21 protein-coding genes, 1 tRNA gene and 1 pseudogene are annotated in these 22,806 nt (G+C 70.9%); 15 read left to right on the top strand and 8 right to left on the bottom strand.

From position 1 onward, the window contains the following. Positions 1-11: 11 nt before the first annotated feature. From ACH4DX_RS01205 to ACH4DX_RS01195, 3 genes are read left to right on the top strand one after another with little or no spacing between them, the layout of a single operon-like run. A complete protein-coding gene (locus ACH4DX_RS01205; RefSeq protein ID WP_398153547.1) occupies positions 12-2,060 on the top strand; it encodes an acetyl/propionyl/methylcrotonyl-CoA carboxylase subunit alpha in 2,049 nt (682 codons plus the stop codon). Beyond that, positions 2,057-3,034, top strand: coding sequence for a hydroxymethylglutaryl-CoA lyase (locus ACH4DX_RS01200; protein ID WP_398153546.1), 978 nt, complete (start codon positions 2,057-2,059; stop codon positions 3,032-3,034). The genes ACH4DX_RS01205 and ACH4DX_RS01200 overlap by 4 nt, the downstream gene beginning before the upstream one ends. A 5-nt stretch (positions 3,035-3,039) precedes the next feature. Next, positions 3,040-4,200 (top strand): acyl-CoA dehydrogenase family protein, encoded by a 1,161-nt coding sequence (locus ACH4DX_RS01195; RefSeq protein ID WP_398116662.1) that lies wholly within the window; start codon positions 3,040-3,042, stop codon positions 4,198-4,200. Between the two features lie 141 nt (positions 4,201-4,341). On the opposite strand, the gene ACH4DX_RS01190 is transcribed toward ACH4DX_RS01195, so the two are convergent. The 3 genes from ACH4DX_RS01190 to ACH4DX_RS01180 are packed head-to-tail and all read right to left on the bottom strand — an operon-like array spanning position 4,342 to position 6,271. Further along, positions 4,342-4,884 (bottom strand): NUDIX hydrolase, encoded by a 543-nt coding sequence (locus ACH4DX_RS01190; protein ID WP_398153545.1) that lies wholly within the window; start codon positions 4,882-4,884, stop codon positions 4,342-4,344. 27 nt (positions 4,885-4,911) lie between these two features. Further along, on the bottom strand, positions 4,912-6,036 hold the full coding sequence (locus ACH4DX_RS01185) for an adenosylhomocysteinase (protein WP_398153544.1): 1,125 nt from the start codon (positions 6,034-6,036) through the stop codon (positions 4,912-4,914). Beyond that, a complete protein-coding gene (locus tag ACH4DX_RS01180) occupies positions 6,023-6,271 on the bottom strand; it encodes a hypothetical protein (RefSeq protein ID WP_398153543.1) in 249 nt (82 codons plus the stop codon). Before ACH4DX_RS01180 ends, ACH4DX_RS01185 begins: the two co-directional genes overlap by 14 nt. Positions 6,272-6,509: 238 nt before the next feature. Between ACH4DX_RS01180 and ACH4DX_RS01175 the strand changes: the two genes are divergently transcribed. The 4 genes and pseudogenes from ACH4DX_RS01175 to ACH4DX_RS01160 all read left to right on the top strand — a co-directional run. Next, positions 6,510-7,577 carry a helix-turn-helix domain-containing protein gene (locus ACH4DX_RS01175; RefSeq protein WP_398153542.1) on the top strand — a complete coding sequence of 356 codons (1,068 nt, stop codon included), beginning with the start codon at positions 6,510-6,512 and terminating at the stop codon, positions 7,575-7,577. Between the two features lie 30 nt (positions 7,578-7,607). After that, positions 7,608-8,282, top strand: a complete 675-nt coding sequence (locus tag ACH4DX_RS01170; protein ID WP_398116654.1) for a YdcF family protein — start codon at positions 7,608-7,610, stop codon at positions 8,280-8,282. 100 nt (positions 8,283-8,382) lie between these two features. Beyond that, positions 8,383-9,423: an ABC transporter substrate-binding protein gene (locus tag ACH4DX_RS01165; protein WP_398153541.1), complete on the top strand. Its 1,041-nt coding sequence runs from the start codon at positions 8,383-8,385 to the stop codon at positions 9,421-9,423. 376 nt (positions 9,424-9,799) lie between these two features. Beyond that, positions 9,800-10,849, top strand: a pseudogene (locus tag ACH4DX_RS01160) (IucA/IucC family protein); the annotation flags it as partial. A gap of 59 nt (positions 10,850-10,908) precedes the next feature. Here ACH4DX_RS01160 and ACH4DX_RS01155 read toward each other — a convergent pair. After that, positions 10,909-12,477 carry a beta-N-acetylhexosaminidase gene (locus ACH4DX_RS01155; RefSeq protein WP_398153540.1) on the bottom strand — a complete coding sequence of 523 codons (1,569 nt, stop codon included), beginning with the start codon at positions 12,475-12,477 and terminating at the stop codon, positions 10,909-10,911. Between the two features lie 172 nt (positions 12,478-12,649). Here ACH4DX_RS01155 and ACH4DX_RS01150 point away from each other — a divergent pair, with 172 nt between their 5' ends. The 3 genes from ACH4DX_RS01150 (at position 12,650) to glmS (ending at position 15,837) form a co-directional block, all read left to right on the top strand. Continuing rightward, on the top strand, positions 12,650-13,537 hold the full coding sequence (locus tag ACH4DX_RS01150) for a DUF4429 domain-containing protein (RefSeq protein WP_398153539.1): 888 nt from the start codon (positions 12,650-12,652) through the stop codon (positions 13,535-13,537). A 194-nt stretch (positions 13,538-13,731) separates the two neighbouring features. After that, the gene (locus tag ACH4DX_RS01145; RefSeq protein WP_398116644.1) at positions 13,732-13,989 is read left to right on the top strand and encodes a hypothetical protein; all 258 of its coding nucleotides are present in this window, start codon (positions 13,732-13,734) and stop codon (positions 13,987-13,989) included. 30 nt (positions 13,990-14,019) lie between these two features. After that, entirely contained in the window at positions 14,020-15,837 is a 1,818-nt protein-coding gene (gene glmS, locus ACH4DX_RS01140; RefSeq protein ID WP_398116642.1) for a glutamine--fructose-6-phosphate transaminase (isomerizing), read from the top strand. Positions 15,838-16,176: 339 nt separating this feature from the next. Here the strand turns inward: glmS and ACH4DX_RS01135 are convergent, their stop codons facing one another. Continuing rightward, positions 16,177-16,701, bottom strand: a complete 525-nt coding sequence (locus ACH4DX_RS01135; protein ID WP_398118015.1) for a universal stress protein — start codon at positions 16,699-16,701, stop codon at positions 16,177-16,179. Between the two features lie 851 nt (positions 16,702-17,552). Between ACH4DX_RS01135 and ACH4DX_RS01130 the strand changes: the two genes are divergently transcribed. From ACH4DX_RS01130 to ACH4DX_RS01115, 4 genes are all read left to right on the top strand, one after another. After that, the gene (locus tag ACH4DX_RS01130; protein WP_398153538.1) at positions 17,553-17,768 is read left to right on the top strand and encodes a hypothetical protein; all 216 of its coding nucleotides are present in this window, start codon (positions 17,553-17,555) and stop codon (positions 17,766-17,768) included. Between the two features lie 396 nt (positions 17,769-18,164). Beyond that, positions 18,165-19,439 carry a helix-turn-helix domain-containing protein gene (locus ACH4DX_RS01125; protein WP_398116640.1) on the top strand — a complete coding sequence of 425 codons (1,275 nt, stop codon included), beginning with the start codon at positions 18,165-18,167 and terminating at the stop codon, positions 19,437-19,439. A gap of 10 nt (positions 19,440-19,449) precedes the next feature. Beyond that, positions 19,450-20,052, top strand: coding sequence for an oligoribonuclease (orn, locus tag ACH4DX_RS01120; protein ID WP_398153537.1), 603 nt, complete (start codon positions 19,450-19,452; stop codon positions 20,050-20,052). A gap of 110 nt (positions 20,053-20,162) precedes the next feature. Beyond that, positions 20,163-20,235: transfer RNA gene (locus ACH4DX_RS01115), tRNA-His, on the top strand. Between the two features lie 97 nt (positions 20,236-20,332). On the opposite strand, the gene ACH4DX_RS01110 is transcribed toward ACH4DX_RS01115, so the two are convergent. Further along, entirely contained in the window at positions 20,333-20,926 is a 594-nt protein-coding gene (locus ACH4DX_RS01110; protein ID WP_398153536.1) for an HD family hydrolase, read from the bottom strand. Positions 20,927-20,937: 11 nt separating this feature from the next. Then, the gene (locus ACH4DX_RS01105; RefSeq protein ID WP_398153535.1) at positions 20,938-21,081 is read right to left on the bottom strand and encodes a hypothetical protein; all 144 of its coding nucleotides are present in this window, start codon (positions 21,079-21,081) and stop codon (positions 20,938-20,940) included. Positions 21,082-21,212: 131 nt separating this feature from the next. Between ACH4DX_RS01105 and ACH4DX_RS01100 the strand changes: the two genes are divergently transcribed. Continuing rightward, positions 21,213-21,401, top strand: coding sequence for a hypothetical protein (locus tag ACH4DX_RS01100; protein WP_398153534.1), 189 nt, complete (start codon positions 21,213-21,215; stop codon positions 21,399-21,401). Positions 21,402-21,507: 106 nt separating this feature from the next. On the opposite strand, the gene ACH4DX_RS01095 is transcribed toward ACH4DX_RS01100, so the two are convergent. Further along, positions 21,508-22,560, bottom strand: coding sequence for a LacI family DNA-binding transcriptional regulator (locus ACH4DX_RS01095; RefSeq protein ID WP_398153533.1), 1,053 nt, complete (start codon positions 22,558-22,560; stop codon positions 21,508-21,510). Positions 22,561-22,806: the final 246 nt, after the last annotated feature.

Raw genomic sequence — 22,806 nt, 5'->3', positions numbered from 1 at the left:
ACGTGATGAGCATGTTCGAGACAGTCCTGGTGGCCAACCGCGGCGAGATCGCCGTACGCGTCATCCGTACGCTGCGGGCCCTCGGCGTCCGTTCGGTGGCCGTCTTCTCCGACGCCGACGCCGACGCCCGGCACGTGCGCGAGGCCGACACCGCGGTGCGCATCGGGCCCGCCCCCGCCGCCGAGAGCTACCTCTCCGTGGAGCGCCTGCTCACGGCCGCCGCGGCCTCGGGCGCGCAGGCCGTCCACCCCGGCTACGGCTTCCTCGCCGAGAACGCCGCCTTCGCCCGGGCGTGCGCCGACGCGGGCCTCGCCTTCATCGGGCCGCCCGCGTCCGCGATCGACCTGATGGGCGACAAGATCCGCGCCAAGGAGACGGTCCGCGCGGCCGGGGTGCCGGTGGTGCCCGGCTCCTCCGGCAGCGGTCTGACCGACGAACAACTGGTCGCCGCCTCGCTGGAGATCGGCACCCCGGTCCTCCTCAAGCCGTCCGCGGGCGGTGGCGGCAAGGGCATGCGCCTGGTCCGGGACGAGGCGCTCCTCGGCGAGGAGATCGCCGCCGCCCGGCGCGAGGCCCGTGCCTCCTTCGGCGACGACACCCTGCTCGTCGAGCGCTGGGTGGACCGGCCCCGGCACATCGAGATCCAGGTGCTCGCCGACGGGCACGGCACCGTCCTGCACCTCGGCGAGCGCGAGTGCTCCCTCCAGCGCCGCCACCAGAAGATCATCGAGGAGGCGCCGAGCGTCCTCCTGGACGAGGCGACGCGCGCCGCGATGGGCGCCGCCGCCGTGGAGGCCGCGCGCTCCTGCGGGTACGTCGGCGCGGGCACGGTCGAGTTCATCGTGCCCGGCGACGACCCGGCCTCGTACTACTTCATGGAGATGAACACCCGCCTCCAGGTCGAGCATCCGGTGACGGAGCTGGTCACCGGCGTCGACCTGGTGGAGTGGCAGCTGCGGGTGGCGGCCGGGGAGCCGCTGCCCTTCACCCAGGACGACGTCACCCTCACCGGTCACGCGGTGGAGGCCCGCCTGTGCGCCGAGGACCCCGCCCGCGGGTTCCTGCCCTCGGGCGGCACCGTCCTCGCCCTGCACGAGCCCTCCGGCGACGGAGTGCGCACCGACTCCGGGCTCAGCGAGGGCACGGAGGTCGGCAGCCTGTACGACCCGATGCTGTCGAAGGTCATCGCGTACGGGCCCGACCGGGCGACCGCCCTGCGCAAGCTGCGGGCCGCGCTCGCGGGAACGGTGACCCTCGGGGTGCAGACGAACGCCGGGTTCCTGCGGCGGTTGCTCGCGCACCCGGCGGTGGTGGCCGGGGAGCTCGACACCGGGCTGGTGGAGCGGGACGCCGGGAGCCTGGTCGACGCGGAAGTCCCGGCCGAGGTCTATCTGGCCGCCGCGCTGGTGCGGGTCGGCGCGCGGCCGGTGGCGGCGGCCGGGAGCTGGGTGGACCCGTTCTCGGTGGACAGCGGGTGGCGGCTCGGCGGCGAGGCCGCGTGGACCGTGCACCATCTGCGCGTACCGGGTCACGAGCCGGTGTCCGTCAGGTCACGTCGCACGGCCGGCGGAGACGTCGAGGTCGAGCTCGCGGGGGCCGGGGAGCACAGCGGCCCGGTCACCGGACGGGGCGCCCGCGCGCGGAGCGCGCCGAACGGGCACAGCGGGGAGCGCCCGGCGGAGCACGCCACCGTCACCCTCCACCTCCAGGACCGGGTCCACACCTTCCAGCACGCGGCGGACTGGCTCGGCCGGGACGGCGACGCCTGGCACGTCCAGGACCACGACCCCGTGGAGGCGGCCCTGACCGGCGCGGCCCACGCGGGCGCGGACGCCCTGACGGCCCCCATGCCCGGCACCGTCACGGTGGTCAAGGTCGCTCCCGGCGACACGGTGACGGCGGGCCAGAGCCTGCTCGTCGTCGAGGCGATGAAGATGGAGCACGTCATCTCCGCACCACACGCGGGCACCGTCACGGAACTGGACGTCACCCCCGGCTCCACGGTCGCGATGGACCAGGTCCTGGCCGTGGTGGTCCCGGCGGAGGAGGAGCCGTCATGACCGCCGCACGGACGGACGACATCGGCCCCCTGCCCATGGTCGTCCCGGCCGAGGGCCTCCCGGCCAGGGTCCGCATCCACGAGGTGGGCGCCCGCGACGGCCTCCAGAACGAGCAGGCCACGGTCCCCACCGCCACGAAGGCCGAGTTCATCCACCGGCTGGCCGAGGCGGGTCTGACCACGATCGAGGCGACGAGCTTCGTGCACCCCAAGTGGGTGCCGCAGCTCGCGGACGCGGAGCAGCTGTACCCCCGGGTCGAGGGCATCGCGGGGGTCCACCTCCCCGTCCTGGTCCCGAACGCCCGCGGCCTGGACCGGGCCCTCGCGCTCGGCGCCCGCCGGGTCGCCGTCTTCGCCAGCGCCACCGAGTCCTTCGCCAGGGCCAACCTGAACCGCACGGTGGACGAGGCGCTCGCCATGTTCGAGCCGGTGGTGGCGCGGGCCAAGGAGTCCGCCGCGCCGGACGACCTGGTCCACGTACGCGGCTATCTCTCGATGTGCTTCGGGGACCCGTGGGAGGGCGCGGTCCCGGTCCCGCAGGTGGTCCGGGTCTGCAAGGCCCTGCTCGACATGGGCTGCGACGAGCTGAGCCTCGGCGACACCATCGGGGTGGCCACGCCGGGCCACGTGCAGGCACTCCTGACCGCCCTGAACGACGCCGGCGTTCCCACGGACCTCGTCGCCGTGCACTTCCACGACACGTACGGCCAGGCCCTCGCCAACACCCTGGCCGCCCTGCGGCACGGGGTGAGCACCGTGGACGCCTCCGCGGGCGGCCTCGGCGGCTGCCCGTACGCCAAGAGCGCCACCGGCAACCTCGCCACCGAAGACCTCGTGTGGATGCTTCACGGCCTCGGCATCGAGACCGGGGTCGACCTCGGCCGTCTCACCGCCACCAGCGTGTGGATGGCCGACCGGCTCGGCCGCCCGAGCCCCTCCCGCACCGTGCGTGCCCTCTCCCACCAGGAGCAGTGAAAACCATGGACCACCGTCTCTCCCCCGAGCACGAGGAACTCCGGCGCACCGTCGAGGAGTTCGCGCACGACGTCGTCGCCCCGAAGATCGGCGACCTCTACGAGCGGCACGAGTTCCCGTACGAGATCGTGCGCGAGATGGGCCGCATGGGGCTCTTCGGGCTGCCGTTCCCCGAGGAGTACGGCGGCATGGGCGGCGACTACCTGGCCCTCGGCATCGCCCTGGAGGAACTGGCGCGCGTCGACTCCTCGGTGGCCATCACCCTCGAGGCGGGCGTGTCGCTCGGCGCCATGCCCCTGCACCTCTACGGCACCGAGGAGCAGAAGCGGGAGTGGCTGCCGCGGCTGTGCGCGGGCGAGGTGCTCGGCGCGTTCGGCCTGACCGAGCCGGACGGCGGCTCGGACGCGGGCGGCACGCGGACCACCGCGCGCCTGGACGAGGCGACGGACGAGTGGGTCGTCAACGGCACCAAGTGCTTCATCACCAACTCCGGTACGGACATCACGGGCTTGGTGACGGTGACGGCGGTGACGGGCCGCACGGACGCGGGCAAGCCCCTCATCTCCTCGATCATCGTGCCCTCCGGCACCCCGGGCTTCACCGTCGCCGCGCCGTACTCGAAGGTGGGCTGGAACGCCTCCGACACCCGGGAGCTGTCGTTCGCCGACGTACGGGTGCCGCGGGCGAACCTCCTCGGTGAGATCGGGCGCGGCTACGCGCAGTTCCTCCGCATCCTGGACGAGGGCCGGATCGCGATCGCGGCGCTCGCCACGGGTCTCGCGCAGGGCTGCGTCGACGAGTCGGTGAAGTACGCCAAGGAGCGGCACGCCTTCGGCCGGCCGATCGGCGCGAACCAGGCCATCCAGTTCAAGATCGCCGACATGGAGACGAAGGCGTACACGGCCCGCCTGGCCTGGCGGGACGCGGCGTCGCGCCTGGTCTCCGGCGAGCCCTTCAAGAAGGAGGCCGCCCTCGCGAAGCTGCACTCCTCGACGATCGCCGTCGACAACGCGCGCGAGGCCACGCAGATCCACGGCGGCTACGGCTTCATGAACGAGTATCCGGTGGCGCGGATGTGGCGGGACTCCAAGATCTTGGAGATCGGGGAGGGGACGAGTGAGGTGCAGCGGATGCTGATCGCCCGCGAACTGGGCCTCACGGGCTGAGGCCGCGCGACTCCCTTTTCTTTCCCCCCACCCACCCGCCCTTTCATCGCGCTGCGCGCTCGTCCTCGGACGCCGGACGGGCTGGATAGGCCCAGCTCATCCGGCGCTCAGCTCGAGGGCCCGGCCCCGCGCTCCGACTCCTCAGCGCAGCGCCTCGCGTACCCGGCGGCGCAGCGTCCCGTCCTCGATGGCGTCGGTGTCGCGCCAGGCCGCGGCCGTGACCTCTGAGGTTTGCAGTTGCACGACGTAGGCCGAAGTGCGGAAGAGGAACCGGAAGTCGAAGTGTCGGTGCGCGGGCTCGTCCTTGACGGGGTTGGCGGGGATGGCGTGAGCGTCGATGTGTACGGGGCGGTGTCCGGCAGGGATGACGACCGAGGCCGTGATGCCGGTCTCCTCGGCCAGTTCGCGCTGCGCGGCGGCGAGGAGGCCGGAGTCGTCGGCTTCGACATGTCCGCCGGGCAGGAGCCAGCGGTTCAGGGTGAGGTGCTTGATGTGGAGAACCCGGCCCGTGGGGTCGGCGAGGACCGCCCCGGCGGTGACGTGACCGCGGAACTCCTTGCGGCTGGCGAGGTCGGCCCCGGCGTGGAGAAGTTCTTCGAGACGGGCGAGCAGGCCCTTGTCGTCGGGGTGGGCGGCGAGGTAGTCGTCGAGGGTCTCGCGGATGTGGTCGGCAGTGACGGGCACGGTGGGCTTCCTTACCGAGGGCAGTGGTCAGCGATTGAAGTAGTCGAGCCAGGTGGTGGCGATGGCGGCGCGATCGGCCGGACCGGCCTCGTGCATTCCGGGATCGAGAGCGCCACGGGCGAGGGCGGCGATGGCGGCAAGTATTTCCGCTTGCACGAGGTGGATGAACGGGCCCACGCTTGCGCCGTGCAGGAAGTTGACGGCGTTGCCGCCGTTGAGCAGGTAGAAGTAGTGGCCCGTCGTCAGGTAACGAGTGACGTGCTCATCGATCGTGGTGCGCTCGTACACGTCGGGCAGGCCCGCGAGTTCGAGTTCGTCTTCGCTGCTGGTCACCGTGGCGACGTACGCGCCGTTGCGCAGTCTGGGGAAGTCCTCGGCGCTCAGCGACAGCGCCCCCGTCGCACACAGCACGAGTCCGGCGTCGCCGAGCCCGGCTGCGCGGTCGTGGGCGACCGTGAAGCCCTGGGAGAGCGCCTGGGTACGGCGTACGGGGTCGATGTCGTACACCGTGACTCTGACACCTTTGGCATGCAGCAGACGGGCGATGCTGGACCCCAGCTTGCCGAAGCCGATCACGAGGGCGGCGCGGCCGTTCAGGATGTCACCGCGGCCGCGCATGAGTGCCTCGGTCGAGAACACGACCGACTGCCCGACGAGAAAGTCCTCGGGGTCCTTCAGGGGCGAACGGGCCACCGAGACGACCGGACAGGGCAGCTTGTCGAGGTCGGCGTAGCGGCGGTGTCCATTCTCGGTGTCCTCGACGACACCGAGGATGCGGCCCGTGAAGCGGGTGCAAAGTGCCTCGATCGAGGGAGCGAAGTAGCCGCCGACGTCGAGCAGGACGACGGGGCGGCCGGCGGCCCGCATGTCGAGATACCGCACGGCCCGGTCGGGGTCGCCGAACAGCTCACGCGTCAGCCTGTCGCACGCGTACCCGTCGCTCTCGACCTGCCGCAGCGCTTCGGCGTGTACGGACTTCGGTTTGGGCAGTAGGGCGCGCAGTTCGGTGACGCGTGCTACGCCCCGGACGAAGGCCGGGCGCTCCGGCAGCAGATGCGTGATCAGGAATGAGGTGGGACGTTCGGCGGGCGTGAAGCGGGCGGCGATTCGGCAGAAATAGGCGTCGAGCCGAGCGCGCTCAAAGGGTTCCATGGCGTGGCTCCGTCGTCGCGGTGGTTTCGGGGCGTGTGGGTTCGTCGGCGCTCTGCTCCTCCAGGGCACGGCGTAGTGCCTCGGCGTCGGTGAGGGTGCTGTCGTCCGGCAGCTCGCACCAGCCTCCGAACCAGTCGTCGGCACGGTGCGGGCCGGGGCGACCAGCCGGCTCGATGAAGTGGCCGATGCTGCGCCTCGGTGCGGCGGAACGGATCACGAGGAGATGTGAGCTCACCGCCGCTGTCCGCCGCTCGCGCTCCGCGGCGAAATGTCTCGGTCCGAGGTGGCTGCGGAAAGGCAAGAAGCCGTAGACATACGGACCGTTGACTTCGCGGCACTCCGTGCTGGGTTGCATGTCTGAAGCTTCTCGATGGCTCACCGGACATGAAATGACCACTTGCTGCACTTCCGTTGCACTTCTGCTCCGCCGCCTTCGCCTGCCGTGCTTCGATAGGTTCCGAGGGAGGCAGCCCGTGGCCAGCGTGCAGCACTGGACCGGCCGAGAAGCCAGAGCCTTGCGCTCCGCTCTACGGATGAGCACCCGTGCGTTCGCCGACCATCTCGGTGTCGCGCTGCGTACGGTCTCCAAGTGGGAGAAGCTGAGCGATGCCACACAACCGCGGCCCGACACCCAGGCCATTCTCGATACCGCGCTCGCTCGCGCCGACGCAGCCGTGCACGCCCGGTTCGAGACGATGCGCTCAGGGGCCGGGCAGCACACGGGCACGCACGCCCGCTACGAGACGTGGTCCGAGGACATCGACCGCGTCATCGTCTCCCTCAGCCATCAGAACTTCACGTTCGCCTCCAGTCTTCTGAACCGGTGGCTCGGCCCCGCCGACCCTCACGGACTGGATGACAAGGGCCTGTATCTCTACGGGCGCTCGCTCGTACTCCTCGGCGACCTGCATCGCGACCAGGGGGCGGTTCTCGGCCCGTTGTCCGCTCGCCAGTCGTACGCCGCCGCGCACCGCCTCTTCACCGCGCTCGACATCCCGCGCCGCACGGCACAGATCGAACTCTCGCTCGCAGTCGTCGCCGAGATGTCCGGTCGCCTTGAAGCGTCCGCCCGCCAGTACGAGCAGCTCGCCGACGACGAACGCCTGAGTCTCCGTGACCGGGCTCGGGCCCGGTTGTGGATCGGTACGGCGCTCAGCAAAGAAGGCGAACACGAGCACGCCGCTCGGGTCATGACGGTCGCCATCCGTGCGTTCGAGGATCTTGGAGAGCCCGAGGAATGGTCGGTGGCCCACCAGAAACTTGCCCTGTCGTACCGTGGCTCCGGGGCGCTCTCGAAGGCCGTCCGCTGCATCGGCATCGCTCGGCAGAGCGGCGCAGTCGACTCCCCCATGCAGCGCGTACGACTGGACACCGCGCACGGGCACATCCTTCTGTCGGACCCGGCCACGCGGAATGATGGGCTGACCGTCCTCGATCACGCGGCGCGTCTGGCCACGCAGTACGGCCTGAGCCATCAACTGCGCAGCATCGAGGGCATCCGGCGGCGGTACGACGGCCCGTCGGGCGCCCTGTCGAGGTAAGTGGCCAGCAACGATGACCTGGGAGCCCCTGTGCCCGACCACGGAGAGCACACCATCACCGACGCGCAGTGGAGCGACGCCAACCTCGTATGGCAGTACCACCAACTGCGTCACGAGCCTCGCCCCTGCTCAGCGGCCATCGGCCTCGGCAGCCACGACCTGGGCGTGGCCACAACCGCGGCCGAGCTGTACCGTGACGGCCTCTTCCCCGTGATCGTCTTCAGTGGCGGCAACAGCCCGACCACGGCGGACCGCTTCCCGCGGGGTGAAGCGGTCCACTACCGCGAGCACGCGCTCGATCTGGGCGTACCCGACGAGGCCATCCTCCTGGAGACCGCGGCGGGCAACACCGGAGAGAACATCACCCTGTCGCGTGCGGTGCTGCGCGCGGCGGGGGTCGACGTCTCCTCACTGCTCCTGGTCTCCAAGCCGTACATGGAGCGCCGCTCGTACGCCACCTGCCGCAAGTTGTGGCCCGAGGCCGATGTCGTCTGCGCTTCCGAGCCGCTCGCGTTCGACGACTACGTCAAATCCATCGGCGACGAGAAGCTGGTCGTGGACATGTTGGTCGGTGACCTCCAACGGGTGATCGAGTACCCGAAGCTGGGATTCGCCCTCGAACAAGAGGTCCCGACAGAGGTCCGCGCCGCCTACCACCGCCTCCTGCGTTCCGGGTTCGACAGCCGTCTCATCGGGACGCCCTGAGGTACGGGCGGCGAGAACGGTGATGCCAGCCCACCAGCAAGGTTAGGTTAGCCTAAGCAAAACTTCCGGCCAGGACCCCGTACGAAAGCAGAGACCCGCCATGCCCCAGACCCCCCGCAAGCCCTCGCGCCGCGGCATCCTCGCCGCCGGTGGCGCCCTCGGCCTCACCGCCGTTCTCGCAGCCTGCGGGGACGACAAGGGGGACAAGGGGGGCAAGGGCGGCACCAAGGACGGCGGTGCCTGGTCGTTCACGGATGACCGGGGGAAGAAGGCCGAGACCGGTTCGACGCCCAAGAACATCGTCGCGTTCACGGGCGTCGCCGCAGCACTGTTCGACTACGGCATCGAGGTCAAGGGCGTCTTCGGCCCGACGAGGACCAAGGACGGCAAGCCGGACGTCCAGGCCGGTGACATGGACATCAGCAAGGTGACCGTCCTCGGCAACGCCTGGGACCAGTTCAACATCGAGAAGTACGTCGGCCTCGATCCCGATCTGCTGATCTCCACGATGTTCGACGACAAGGGCACCCTCTGGTACGTGCCCGAGGCCTCCAAGGACAAGATCCTCAAGCTGGCCCCGAGCGTCGGCGTCTCGGTCTACGACCGGCAGATGACCAAGCCCCTGGAGCGCCTGCTCGCCCTCGCCGAGTCCCTCGGCGCCGACGTCGGGGCCGACAAGGTCGTCAAGGCGAAGAAGCGCTTCGAGGCCGCCGCCGAGCGGCTGCGCAAGGCCGCGAAGTCCCGGCCGGAGATCAAGGTGCTCGTCGGCTCCGCCAGCCAGGACATCTTCTACGTCTCCGGGTCCAACCTCTCCGCCGACCTCGAGTACTTCAAGTCCCTCGGCGTGAACCTCGTCGAGCCGCCCGCGAAGACCCTGGAGGAGAGCGGGGGCTGGTTCGAGAACCTGTCCTGGGAGAACGTCGACAAGTACGGGGCCGACGTCATCATGATGGACAACCGCACCTCCGCCTTGCAGCCCGCGGGCCTCGCCGACCAGAAGCCGACCTGGGCGAAGCTCCCCGCCGTCAAGGCCGGGCAGGTCATCCCTCGCGTGACCGAGCCGATCTACTCGTACGACAAGTGCGCGCCGATCCTGGAGGACCTGGCGGAGGCCATCGAGAAGGCGAAGAAGGTCGCCTGACGGGACTGGCGCTAGGCCCTGGGCGGTCAACCGCGTCGCGGCCTTCGGCCTGCTCGTCCTCGATCGCCGGACGGGCTCAGACCCCCCGCCGGTCACCTGCGAACCCCCCTCCCGGCCCCATCGACAGGGCCCAAGAAAGTACCCTCCCAGCGCCGCCCGGCTGCCTCCCCGCAGCCGGGCGGCGCTGTCGTACCCCCCGAGCGGAGACCAAAGATATTTAGGTTAGGCAACCTAAGTTCCACGTCGCGCCCCCGGGCCCTCCCTGCTGTGCCCTAACCCGGGGGCGCGACCGAGTCCCCTCACCTGGAGGACAGTTCATGCGCTCGCACCTGCTCAACGACACCACCACGGAGCGGTACCGCGCCTCCGTGACCGGCAGTGGTGGAACAAGCTGTCCGTCACCTTCGCCGCGGAGGTCGCCGACCGGCGCCTGGTGTGTCTGGGCGAGGGCGACGACGAGTATCTGGCACAGCAGTCCATCCGGACGTTCTTCAACGCCTCCGACCCCGCCAAGCACTATGTGAAGACGGCGCTCTCCGTCGTCAACATGGGCTTCATGCGCAGGCTCTCGGCGGCGTACATGAAGGCGACCCCGGCCATCAACGACTGGCTCGCGAACCTCGTGGCCTCCGACGAGGTGCTGAGGTCCACCGGCCTCGGCATCATCCGTGAGCGCGCCGCCGTCGGCTACCGGCACCTGGAGTACGAGGCCGCCACCGACCGCTACTCGCCCTACCGGAAGATGCTCGCCGCGCTGTGGCGCGAGAGCCCGGTGCCCTCCCTCGGCGAGGGCGAGCAGCTCGCCACCATGGCGTCGCTGCTGCACACCGACCGCGACGGCGCGTCCTTCGCGGGCGCCCTCATCGCACGCTCGGGCCTCGCCCCCACCGCGTGGCTGCGCCGCTATCTGCGCGCCTACCTGACGCCGCTCCTGCACAGCTTCTACGCGTACGACCTGGTGTTCATGCCGCACGGCGAGAACGTGATCCTCGTCCTGAAGGACGGCGTGGTGCAGCGCGCCCTGTTCAAGGACATCGCCGAGGAGATCGCGGTACTGGACCCGACGGCGGTCCTGCCGCCCGAGGTGGAGCGCATCCGCGTCGAGGTGCCCGATGACCGCAAACTCCTGTCCATCTTCACCGACGTCTTCGACTGCTTCTTCCGCTTCCTCGCGGCGGACCTCGTCTCGGAGGGGCTCGTCGAGGAGGACGCCTTCTGGCGCACGGTCGGCGAGTGCGTACGCGACTACCAGCACTCCATGCCCGAACTGGCCGACAAGTTCCGCCAGTACGACATGTTCGCCCCGGAGTTCGCGCTGTCCTGCCTGAACCGGCTCCAGCTGCGCGACAACGAGCAGATGCTGGACCTCGCCGACCCCGCGGGCGCCCTCCAGCTGATCGGGACCCTGAAGAACCCGATCGCCTAGGGGCGGTCCACGGACCGGGCGGGGCTCGGGAGACGGTCCTCCCGAGCCCCGCCCTTCGGCTACCGGGACGGCCAGGGCACCTGCGGCGACCTGTAGTAGCCGATGCCGAGGGCGTCCCAGCGCGGCGCCTGCTCCGCGAGGCGGGTGCGGTACCCGCCCCAGTCGTGCGCGGCAGCGGGCGACCAGCCGAGCTCGGCGATGCCGGGAAGCCGCGGGAACGCCATGTAGTCGAGCTGCGCGGGCGTCGACAGGGTCTCCGTCCACAGCGGCGCCTCGACTCCGATGACCGCGTCGGCGGGCGCGCCCTCCAGATACGTTCCCGGGTCCCAGTCGTAGGACCGCTGCACCTCCACATAGCCCGCCCACGACAGGCCGAGCGGGGTGTCCTTGTCGTACTTGTGGTCGAGGTAGGAGCGGTCGGCCGGGGAGAGGACCAGCTTGGTGCCGTTCCTCGCCGCGTTCACGACCCGGTCGCGCTCGGCCTGGCCGGTGCGGTCGTAGCCCCAGTACTGCGCGACGGCGCCCGGCACCGGGTGCGCGCCCGCCAGCTGGTGCCAGCCCATCACGGACTTGCCGTACTTGGTGACCAGGGGCTGCACCCTGCCCATGAACGTCACGAAGTCCTCGTGGCTCGTGGAGTGCGCCTCGTCGCCGCCGATGTGCACGCTCCCGCCGGGTGTGAGCGCGGCCAGCTCCCTGACGACGTCGTCCACGAAGTCGTACGTGACGTCCTTGCCGACGCACAGGGAGCTGAAGCCGACCTCGATGCCGGTGTACAGCGGCGGCGCGACGCCGTCGCAGTTCAGCTCCGCGTACGAGGCGAGCGCGGCGTTGGTGTGGCCCGGCATGTCGATCTCGGGGATCACCTGGAGGCCGCGGGACGCCGCGTAGGCGACGATGTCCTTGTACTGGTCCTTGGTGTAGTACCCGCCGGGGCCGCCGCCGACCTGCGTGGACCCGCCGTACGTGGCGAGCCGGGGCCAGGAGTCGATCGCGATCCGCCAGCCCTGGTCGTCGCTCAGGTGCAGATGCAGCTTGTTCATCTTGTACAGCGCCAGCTGGTCGATGTAGCGCTTGACATGGGCGACGGGGAAGAAGTGCCGGGACACGTCCAGCATCGAACCGCGGTAGGCGTAACGCGGCATGTCCCTGATGGTGCCGCCCGCGATCCGCCACGGGCCGCGCTGCGGCGTCCTCCTCTCCACGGCGGCGGGCAGCTGCTGGCGCACCGTCTGCACGCCGTGGAACAGGCCCGTGGACGTCCAGGACGTGATGGTGAGGGAATCGCGCGCGGAGATGACGCGGTAGCCCTCGTTGCCGAGCACCTTGTTCGCCGGCTCGGCGCTGATGCGCAGCCGGATGCCGCCCTCGCCGTCGCGGTCGGTGACCGGGAGCCGGTAGCCCGTCGAGGGGCGCAGGATGTCCGCGAGGTACTCGCCGACGCGGCGCTCGTCGGCGTTGCCGCTGCCGACGCGGATGCGGGTCTTGGCAGTGATCTCGAAACCGGGGCCGCCCGGCTCGACGGCCAGCGGCGCGGGCACGACCCGGCCGAGCGGTACGGGCGCGGTCCGCGCGGCGGCGGGGGCGGATCCCGCGGTGGCCGACGACGACGTGCCGGCGGCGGCCATGAGCAGGAGTGAACCGAGGACACAGGCCGTTCCGTGGTGCTGTCTCACAAGCGGGTCCCTTCACCGGGCGACGCGGATGTGACGCGGACGAACCGTCATCATGCGTACCGCGCACCCCAGACCGGGTCAAGGTGTAGACCACCTGGTCCGGCCGCGGTGCGAGAATCCCCCCATGGCGGAAATCATCCAGCGCGACGGGACCTGGACCTTCGACGGAGTGACGCTGCGCATCGTGCCGGGCCACGACAAGAGCGTCTCCCTGCTGCGCAAGACCCTCGGCGAACTCACCCTGCCGCTCGCGGCGTTGACCGGTATCGCCTTCGAGCACGGCAAGAAGAGCGGCCGCCTGCGGCTGCGGCTGCGGGACGGCGCGGACCCCCTGCTCCAGGCGACGGGCGGCAAGCTCGCCGACTCCTGCGACCCGTACCAGCTCCTGGTCGAGGCCGACCGCCACGGCGTCGCGGAGTACATGGTCGACGAGGTCCGCAACGCGCTGCACCTGGAGCAGGTGCCCGCACAGAGCTGCGACAGCTATCTGTTGCCGGGCCCCTCCGTGCCGCTCCAGGTCGCCGCCGGTGACGCAACGGTGAGCTTCGACGGGGAGCGCGTCCGCCTGGAGTGGAACTGGAAGACCGAGGAGGCGAAGGCCGCGGCGGGCGCCCGCACCATAGCCCTCGCCGATGTCGCCGCGGTGGAGTGGCAGCCAGCCATAGGCCTGGAGAACGGTTATCTGCGCTTCGCCGTGCGCCACTCCCCCACCAAGGCGCCGCCGAAGTACGACCCGAACTCCGTGGAGCTGTGGGGCTTCAAGAAGGACCCACTGATGGCGCTCGTCGCGGCGGCCGTGCAGGCCCGGCTTCCGCACCCGGCCGCGAAGGCCCTGCCCGCGCCGGCGGACGCACCGGCGAGCGCCCCGGCCGCGCCGCCCGCCGCCGGGGCCGAGGACGACCACGACGCGCTCCTTCGCCGCCTGCGCGAGCTCGGCGAGCTGCACCGGAGCGGTGTCCTGACCGACGAGGAGTTCACCGTGGCCAAGCAGGCGGTGCTCAAGCGGATGTGAGCCACGCGGCGCCGGCGCGTGCGGGCCGCCACCGCGGCGCTGGCGCGTGCGGGCCGCCACCGCGGCGCCGGCGCATGTGGGTCCCTGTGGCTCCGGCACGTATGGACCAACCCGACTACCGCGGATGCGCGCCACCCTGCCCGATATCGGGCAGGATTCTTGCGCAAGCCCCTTCGGTGTTCCAGGATCAACGGGTGCACGAGGAACTTGTCGATCATCTGACCCGCTCCACCCCGCTCCAGCGGGGCGAGGCGCTCCGGGTGGTCCAGGACGTGCTCGCCTACTTCGACGAGACCGCCGAGAGCTACGTCCGCCGCCGCCACCGCGAACTCCAGGGTCAGGGCCTGGTGAACGCGGAGATCTTCGAGCGGATCGCGGCGGACCTGCGGTACCGCGCCGTGGCGCCGCCCGAGCTCACGCTCAGGCAGCTGCGGCGCATCGTCTACGGCTAGACCCATCCCCACCTCACCCAAGGGACCCTTATGTGCGGAATTGTCGGATACATCGGCAAGCGTGACGTCGCCCCGCTGCTCCTGGAGGGCCTCCAGCGCCTGGAGTACCGCGGCTACGACTCCGCGGGCGTCGTGATCACCGGCCCCAAGGCCACCGGCCTGAAGATGGTCAAGGCCAAGGGCCGCGTCCGCGACCTGGAGGCCCGCGTCCCCAAGCGCTTCGCCGGCACCACCGGCATCGCCCACACCCGATGGGCCACGCACGGCGCCCCGTCCGACGAGAACGCCCACCCCCACCTGGACGCCGCGGGCAAGGTCGCCGTCGTCCACAACGGCATCATCGACAACGCCTCCGAACTGCGCGCCAAGCTGATCGCCGACGGCGTCGAGTTCCTCTCCGAGACCGACACCGAGGTCCTCACCCACCTCATCGCGCGCTCCGAGGCCGAGAAGCTGGAGGACCGGGTCCGCGAGGCCCTGCGGTACATCGAGGGCACGTACGGCATCGCCGTCCTGCACGCCGACTTCACCGACCGCATCGTGGTCGCCCGCAACGGCTCGCCCGTCGTCCTCGGCATCGGCGAGAAGGAGATGTTCGTCGCCTCCGACGTCGCCGCGCTCGTCTCGCACACCCGCCAGGTCGTCACCCTCGACGACGGCGAGATGGCCACCATCAAGGCCGACGACTACCGCACGTACACCACCGAGGGTTCGCGCACCTCGGCCGAGCCGACCACCGTGGAGTGGGAGGCCGAGTCGTACGACATGGGCGGCCACGACACGTACATGCACAAGGAGATCTTCGAGCAGGCCGAGGCCGTGGACCGCGTCCTGCGCGGGCGCATCGACGACCGGTTCTCCACCGTGCACCTCGGCGGCCTGAACCTGGACGCGCACGACGCCCGCAAGGTGCGCCGCGTCAAGATCCTCGGCTGCGGCACCTCCTACCACGCGGGCCTGATCGGCGCCCAGATGATCGAGGAGCTGGCCCGCATCCCCGCCGACGCCGAGCCCGCGTCCGAGTTCCGCTACCGCAACGCGGTCGTCGACCCCGACACCCTGTACGTCGCCGTCTCCCAGTCCGGCGAGACCTACGACGTGCTCGCCGCCGTGCAGGAGCTCAAGCGCAAGGGCGCCCGGGTCTTCGGCATCGTCAACGTCGTCGGTTCCGCCATCGCCCGCGAGGCGGACGCGGGCGTGTACGTGCACGCGGGCCCGGAGGTCTGCGTCGTCTCCACCAAGTGCTTCACCAACACCACCGTCGCCTTCGCGCTGCTCGCCCTGCACCTCGGCCGCATCCGTGACCTGTCGGTCTCCGACGGCAAGCGGATCATCGCGGGGCTGCGCCGGCTGCCCGCGCAGATCGAGGAGATGCTGGCGCGCGAGGACGAGGTCAAGAAGCTCGCGCAGGAGTTCGCCGAGGCCAAGTCGATGCTGTTCATCGGGCGCGTACGCGGCTACCCGGTGGCCCGCGAGGCCTCCCTGAAGCTCAAGGAGGTCTCCTACATCCACGCCGAGGCCTACCCCGCCTCCGAGCTGAAGCACGGCCCGCTCGCCCTGATCGAGCCCGCCCTGCCGACGGTCGCGATCGTCCCCGACGACGACCTCCTGGAGAAGAACCGCGCCGCCCTGGAGGAGATCAAGGCCCGCAGCGGCCGGATCCTCGCGGTCGCCCACCGGGAGCAGGAGAAGGCCGACCACACGATCGTCGTCCCGAAGAACGAGGACGAGCTCGACCCGATCCTGATGGGGATCCCGTTGCAGCTCCTCGCCTACCACACGGCCCTGGCCCTCGGCCGGGACATCGACAAGCCGCGCAACCTGGCGAAGTCCGTCACCGTGGAGTAGGGACCCGCCCGGGCCGCGACAGCCGCCCATGAGTGATCCCCCGTACGTGCCACCAGGCGTACGGGGGATCACTCTTCGAGGGACCGGGGTCGCCCATTACCTCGGCCCGCGCTCCACGTGCCGGAGGCCGTCACCGACCGGCGCACGATACGTACCCTTCACAAGGGCACAAACCACCTCTACGCGCGGGTAGATTTATGCGTCGGCGCACCGGTACCGCCGCCGCGAAACCCTTGTCCCACCTGGCACGGGCGATATCGGAGAAGCCTCGGACGACCGCCGGGAGCCCGGGTGCGGACGGCATCGGGAAATGCCCGGCACCCAGGGAACTCGGAGAACTCAGGGGATGACGACGACGGGGCGTTGCGCGCGGCGCGCGAGGCGGCCCGCGACGGAGCCGAAGATGCGCCCCACGATGCCGTGGGTCGAGCCGACGACGATGGCGTCCGCGGAGTACTCGCGACCCACCTCCTCCAGCTCGTGGCAGATGTCGCCGCCGCGCTCCACCAGGATCCAGGGGACCTCCGCCAGATACTCCGCGCAGGCCAGTTCGAGGCCGAGGACCTCGGTGCGGTGGTCCGGCACGTCGACGAACACCGGGGGCTCGCAGCCCGCCCAGACGGTGGTGGGCAGCCGGTTGGCGACATGCACGATGATCAGACCGGAGCCGGAGCGATGGGCCATCCCGATCGCGTAGGCGAGGGCCCGCTCACTGGACGTCGAGCCGTCGAAGCCGACGACGACACCGTGCCGGAAGGCGGGATCGCAGGAATGACGTGGTTGTTCCGCCGCTCGGGGGGTCGCGCTCGGATCGGCGACCTGCCGTTTGCGGTCCGCGGGTTCGGAGTATTCGTGACCGGCCATCGGTGTCTCGGCGAAGGAGTCCTCTGTGGGAGGGTCGGCTTTCTTCGGATGCGCGGTGGGCTGGGCGGGGGTGCGGTGCCGGGTGGGTGCCAGGTAGGGAGCGGCTGAGCAGGTCGGGCACCGCGGCTGCACAGGCACGGGCACGGGCACAAGCACAAGCAGTACGTCGCGGCTGGGACGAAGCGGAAAACCGGACGCTTGTCCGGGAATCATCTTCCCAACCACTTACCCCCAAGGGTACGGCGGCACTCCTCCCTTGCCCAGATCCTGCCCCGGCACCCCCGGGGCCCGCCCGGGGCGGTCCCGGGCACCGCCCGGTCCCGTACGGGCCCGGATGAGGCCTCAGCGCGGCCTCGCGGCATTCACCGGAGCATGCATGAGGCGGGCCCGGATCGCAATGGCGGCTGCCCCGTACAGGCGGTTTGCGACCGGTTCGCGCGCGCGGTCCCTCCCGGCCAGTGACCGGCGGGTCGGCCACGCGTTGAACCCCGGGAGACCACTCTTTCGGAGACATCGGGCAGTCCCTCCACCACCGCCGCAGGGAGCATTCCGTGCCAGGACCGTCCAGCGCCGCCCCGGCCACAGGCCGCCGCCGGGCCCCCGACAGGGCGCGCGAAGGAGCGCGCGAAGGGGCGCGTCAGGGGGCGCGCAAAGAGGCCCGCGAAAGGGCGCGTGACGAGGCCCGCAAGGGGGCGCGCGCACGCCGGGGCGCCGAGGGGGCCGGGGGCGCCGGGGACACGGGGTTTCCCGCTCCCCGGCACGGCAGGGCGGCGTCTCCCGCTCCGCAGGACTCGGCGAGCGACGTGGTCCGCTGGGCCGCTTTCTCGTGCGTTCTGGTTCCCGTCGTCCTGGTGGGGTACGGGACCTCCTTGGCCGGTGCGGGCGGGGCGGCCCTGGGCCTCGCGGCCGTGACCGGGGTGTGCCGGGTGCTGCTCCAGCAGTCCGAGCGCGGGGCGGCGCGGGCCCGGGCGCAGCGGTCCGCGGGCGGCGGGGCGCGGCGCCGGCGGCCCGCGTCGGGGGCGCATCGGGGCGGTCGCAGGACGGGATCGGGTGCGCCGGTGGACTGACTGATTCCCACGCACTTCTCCGAATGTTTTCAGCCAACTTCCCGGCCGTCGGCAATCCGTGGCCGAACAGGGGGTCAACCCACGTCCCACCAGGGGTGAAAGGAGCACGAAAGGGCTCTGCACCCTACGTTGACCGGCCACGGGCCCGAGGCGCACTTCCCTGGGCGCTCCACGAGTGCGACGCTTCGTGATCGAATGCTTCACGCCAAGTTGCCATGTCGACAATGCGCCGGGTGCTGAACTGGTCACAGCGGCGTCACGTGACGCAGTAGATTCGATCTTGACTGTAGTACGGCGGGGGACTGGTGGAGGACCGAGGGGAAACGTGCAGGAGCGACAGGCCCAGGAAGCACGTAAAGAACAGGGAGCCGCGACCACCGAGGGGGGCTTAGCGCCATGAGCCACGACTCCACTGCCGTGCAGGAAGCCGCGGCGCGCAAACTCTCCGGGCGGCGCCGCCGGGAAATCGTCGCGGTGCTGCTCTTCAGCGGTGGTCCCATCTTCGAGAGTTCCATACCACTCTCCGTGTTCGGTATTGACCGACAGGACGCGGGAGTGCCTCGTTACCGGCTGCTGGTGTGTGCCGGCGAGGAGGGGCCGCTGCGGACCACCGGCGGCCTCGAACTGACCGCGCCCCACGGGTTGGAGGCGATCTCGCGGGCGGGCACCGTCGTGGTGCCGGCCTGGCGTTCGATCACATCGCCGCCGCCCCTTGAGGCACTGGACGCGCTGCGCCGCGCGCACGAGGAGGGCGCACGCATCGTGGGCCTGTGCACCGGCGCGTTCGTCCTGGCCGCGGCCGGTTTACTGGACGGCCGCCCGGCGACGACGCACTGGATGTACGCGCCGACGCTCGCCAAGCGCTACCCGTCCGTGCACGTCGATCCGCGGGAGCTGTTCGTCGACGACGGCGATGTGCTGACGTCCGCCGGCACCGCGGCCGGCATCGATCTCTGTCTGCACATCGTGCGCACCGACCACGGCAACGAGGCGGCGGGCGCGCTCGCGCGCAGGCTCGTCGTGCCGCCGCGCAGGGCGGGCGGCCAGGAGCGCTACCTGGACAGGTCGCTCCCGGAGGAGATCGGTGCCGACCCGCTGGCCGAGGTCGTCGCCTGGGCCCTGGAGCACCTCCACGAGCAGTTCGACGTGGAGACTCTGGCCGCCCGCGCCTATATGAGCCGCCGCACGTTCGACCGGCGCTTCCGCTCGCTGACGGGGAGCGCTCCCCTGCAATGGCTGATCACCCAGCGGGTGCTTCAGGCGCAGCGGCTCCTGGAGACCTCCGACTACTCCGTCGATGAGGTCGCCGGGCGCTGCGGCTTCCGCTCGCCCGTCGCGCTGCGCGGCCACTTCCGGCGCCAGCTCGGCTCCTCGCCCGCCGCTTACCGCGCCGCCTACCGGGCGCGCAGGCCGCAGAGCGAGCGTGCCCTGGAGTCGGCGGCGGCCGCCATGGCGGTCGCGCCGTCCATGGTCACGGCGGACGGCCCCGGTCCTGGCCCGGGCGGGAACCCCGGTCTGTCGCCGGGTCCCGTTCCGTCCCAGACCCGGCGCACCGCGGCCGCGAGCTCGCTCGGCGCCACGGCGTCCATGCCGATGGATCCGGGCAGGCAGCACTCCGAGGCCTACGCGTCGAGCCGCACTCCCCTGCCCGGCCAGAGGAGCGCGCCGTAGGGTTGGGCGCATGAACGATCGCATGGTGTGGATCGACTGCGAGATGACCGGGCTCTCGTTGACGGATGACGCACTTATCGAGGTGGCCGCACTGGTCACCGACTCGGAACTGAACGTGCTCGGCGACGGTGTGGACATCGTGATCCGCCCGCCGGACGCGGCCCTGGAGACCATGCCCGAGGTGGTGCGGCAGATGCACACCACCTCGGGGCTCCTCGACGAGCTGGCCGGCGGCACCACGCTGGCGGACGCCGAGGAGCAGGTCCTCACCTACATCCGGCAGCACGTGAAGGAGCCCCGCAGGGCCCCGCTGTGCGGCAACTCGGTCGGCACGGACCGCGGCTTCCTGCTGCGGGACATGCCGACCCTGGAGGACTTCCTGCACTACCGCATCGTGGACGTCTCCTCCGTCAAGGAGCTGGCCCGGCGCTGGTACCCCCGGGCGTACTTCAACAGCCCGGACAAGAACGGCAACCACCGGGCCCTGGCCGACATCCGCGAATCCATCGCGGAGCTGCGCTACTACCGCGAGGCGATCTTCGTCCCGCAGCCAGGACCCGACTCCGACACCGCCAAGTCGATCGCGTCCAAGCACGTCCTGCCTGCGGATTGACCCTCCCGGGCGCCCTCGGTACGGGGTCCGGAAAACGCGTGCGCGAGCACCCCTTCGGACCCTGTACACTTTTTCTCGGCCGGTCGGAAGAACGACAAGACCGGCCCGCGGTGGGTGTAGCTCAGTTGGTAGAGCACCTGGTTGTGGTCCAGGTGGCCGCGGGTTCAAGTCCCGTCACTCACCCTGAAGGATCAGCCCCTGACCTGGGAATACGGGTCAGGGGCTGATCTGTGCCCGGGGCGCGGCCACACCGTGGCCAAACGCGATCTTGGAAACTGCCCTACTGTCCCCGCTCACCCGTCTCACCCATGGCTGCGCGGAGCCAGTCCAGAGGTCCCTGCGCCAGCAGCTCATCGGCCAGCCGCCGCCCCGAGTCCGTGGTGATGCGCGCGCGGCTGTTGTCGATCCACCGCTGCGCGCCGACGTACCCCCGGGCCTTGTACTCCAGGCCCTGGAGCATGCACTCCAGTTTGTCGGCATCCCGCGCACAGACGGCCTCGGGCGTCTCACGGGCCTCGTACTCGGCGACGACGGCACGCACCGCGGTACGCAGGACCTCGGGCATACCGGCGGTCTGGTCCTCGGTCACGTCCTCGGGGTCGGCCGCGCCGCCGTACTTCTTGCCCAGGTGATTCACGTCGCCCGTCCGCGATTCCTGGCTGTCGTGCCAGACCGCCAGGTGTGCGGCGCGGGCGGGGTCCGCGCCCTCGAGGGTCGCGATGACCGAAGCGATGACGGACGTGCGCCACGCGTGCTCGGCCACGCTCTCCGGGTCACGGACACCAGCCCTCCACCAACCCGTCCGACGCGCGGACTTCAGCGTGCCCGCCTCCCACAAGAAGTGGGCTACCTCTTTCAGGTTCTGGTCAGCCACGGTGTCCCCTTTCACGCCTCTTCCAGGCGGATCGCGTACTGAATACCCTCCAGCTCGCGCCGGGCCTGCGGGGAGAGCTCCACGTCATCCAACATCACGACCTTGAAGGCTTCGGCAAAGTCTTCCTGGGTGTGGCCCAACTGCTCGCGCAGCACGCGGAGGACGTACCCCGAGGTGATGCCGGTCCGGCCTCGTCCGGACGTTCCCTGACCCCCGGCCAGCTGTGCGACCCCGCCCGCCTCGCCGCGCTGCTGTCCACGGCCGAGCCACTGGAGGCGATGGAGTCGTGATCGCCACCGCCCGGGCCAAGGCCCGCGCCGACGAGCTGGACCGGATCTACCGCGCCCGCCTCGGCACCTGCCCTCGCCAGCACGTCGGCATCCTCGCCAATCGCGGCGAGGGCACCTGCCTACGCCGCGCCGTCAGCATCGCCCGGCGTGGCGCCGATGGGAGGCCGCCACGATACGGAACGTGACCGCAACCGCCTCGCTGCGGGCCGGACGTGCAGGGCAGGCTCGGCCATCCGTGTGACCGCGGACGAGAACTTTCCCCAACGATCGAGGGGCAAGGGTCGAGGAGCCCTAAGACGACTCCCTGCACACCAACTCCGTAGGCAACACGATCTGCTGCCGCGCAAGGCCCCCCGCCGCCGGCCGCGCATCCGCGATCTCCGCCAGGAGGACGTTCGTCATGGTGCGGCCCATCTCCGCTATGGGCTGGCGGACGCTGGTGAGGGGCGGGTCCATGTGGCGGGCGATGGCCGAGTCGTCGAAGCCGACCAGGGCCACGTCGTCCGGTATGCGGCGGCCTGCCTCGCGCAGGACCTGGCGGGCGCCCGCGGCCATGACGTCCGATCCCGCGAAGACCGCGTCCAGGTCCGGGCGGCGGGCCAGGAGGGCGGTCATCGCGCGGCGGCCGCCGTCCTCGGTGAAGTCGCCGTGGGCCGTCAGGTCCGCGGCGGGCGGGTGACCCGCCTCCGTGAGCGCGTCGACGTAGCCGTCCAGGCGGCGCTGGGCGCCGTACACATCGAGGCGGCCCGTGATCGTGGCGATCGTGCGGCGGCCCCGCGCGAGCAGATGGCCGACAGCCTCCCGCGCGCCCTCGAAGTTGTCGGAGTCCACCGAGGCGAGGCGTTCCTCTGCGGAGCGGCGCCCGCTGATCACGGCCGGGATCGCCAGCTGTTCCAGCAGGTCCGGGAGGGGGTCGTCGGCGTGCACGGAGACGAGCAGGACGCCGTCCACGCGGTGCGCCGACAGGTACTGCGCGAGGCTGCGGCGCTCCCTGTCACCCCCCGCGAACGTCAGGAGGAGCTGCATGTCCGTGTCCGCGAGCGCCGCGCCGACGCCGTGGATGATGTCCGAGAAGTACGGCTCGGAGAAGAAGCGGGACTCCGGCTCGGGGACCACCACCGCGATGGAGTCCGTGCGGTTGGCGGCGAGCGCGCGGGCCGCCGTGTTCGGGACGTAGCCGAGCTCCGCCACCGCCTCCTCGACGGCCGCGCGCGTGTGCTCACTGACCCGGGGCGATCCGTTGATCACCCGGGACACGGTGCCGCGTCCGACACCCGCCCGCACCGCCACTTCCTCCAGCGTGGGCCGTCCCCCGCTGCGCCCCCTGGGCTGACCACTCCCCATTCAGTGCCTCCCCACGACGCGAATCTAACAGCAGGGCCACGACCACCAGCGGCGGCACGGTCGGCCCGCAACTACCGGCGTCCGGTGCCTTGACACCCCCCGGACGACCCGCGAACCTTCAAGGCATCACACATGGGAGCGCTCCCACTCTACCCGGCTCTTACCCGACCCACACGTCCCGACGAGCCGAATTCCGGCATTTCACGCATGCTGGGCCGGAGTTCCGCCACGGTCGGCACGTCCGGG

This window comes from Streptomyces sp. NPDC017940 (assembly GCF_044328435.1).
Classification (GTDB): domain Bacteria; phylum Actinomycetota; class Actinomycetes; order Streptomycetales; family Streptomycetaceae; genus Streptomyces.
This window is presented reverse-complemented; position numbering and strand designations above follow the sequence as displayed.

Coding starts and splice junctions, on each gene's coding strand:
- ACH4DX_RS01205 (WP_398153547.1), top strand. CDS start 12: ATGTTCGAGACAGTCCTGGTGGCCAACCGCGGCGAGATCGCCGTACGC.
- ACH4DX_RS01200 (WP_398153546.1), top strand. CDS start 2,057: ATGACCGCCGCACGGACGGACGACATCGGCCCCCTGCCCATGGTCGTC.
- ACH4DX_RS01195 (WP_398116662.1), top strand. CDS start 3,040: ATGGACCACCGTCTCTCCCCCGAGCACGAGGAACTCCGGCGCACCGTC.
- ACH4DX_RS01185 (WP_398153544.1), bottom strand. CDS start 6,036: ATGGAACCCTTTGAGCGCGCTCGGCTCGACGCCTATTTCTGCCGAATC.
- ACH4DX_RS01165 (WP_398153541.1), top strand. CDS start 8,383: ATGCCCCAGACCCCCCGCAAGCCCTCGCGCCGCGGCATCCTCGCCGCC.
- ACH4DX_RS01155 (WP_398153540.1), bottom strand. CDS start 12,477: ATGGCCGCCGCCGGCACGTCGTCGTCGGCCACCGCGGGATCCGCCCCC.
- ACH4DX_RS01150 (WP_398153539.1), top strand. CDS start 12,650: ATGGCGGAAATCATCCAGCGCGACGGGACCTGGACCTTCGACGGAGTG.
- glmS (WP_398116642.1), top strand. CDS start 14,020: ATGTGCGGAATTGTCGGATACATCGGCAAGCGTGACGTCGCCCCGCTG.
- ACH4DX_RS01135 (WP_398118015.1), bottom strand. CDS start 16,701: ATGGCCGGTCACGAATACTCCGAACCCGCGGACCGCAAACGGCAGGTC.
- ACH4DX_RS01125 (WP_398116640.1), top strand. CDS start 18,165: ATGAGCCACGACTCCACTGCCGTGCAGGAAGCCGCGGCGCGCAAACTC.
- orn (WP_398153537.1), top strand. CDS start 19,450: ATGAACGATCGCATGGTGTGGATCGACTGCGAGATGACCGGGCTCTCG.
- ACH4DX_RS01095 (WP_398153533.1), bottom strand. CDS start 22,560: ATGGGGAGTGGTCAGCCCAGGGGGCGCAGCGGGGGACGGCCCACGCTG.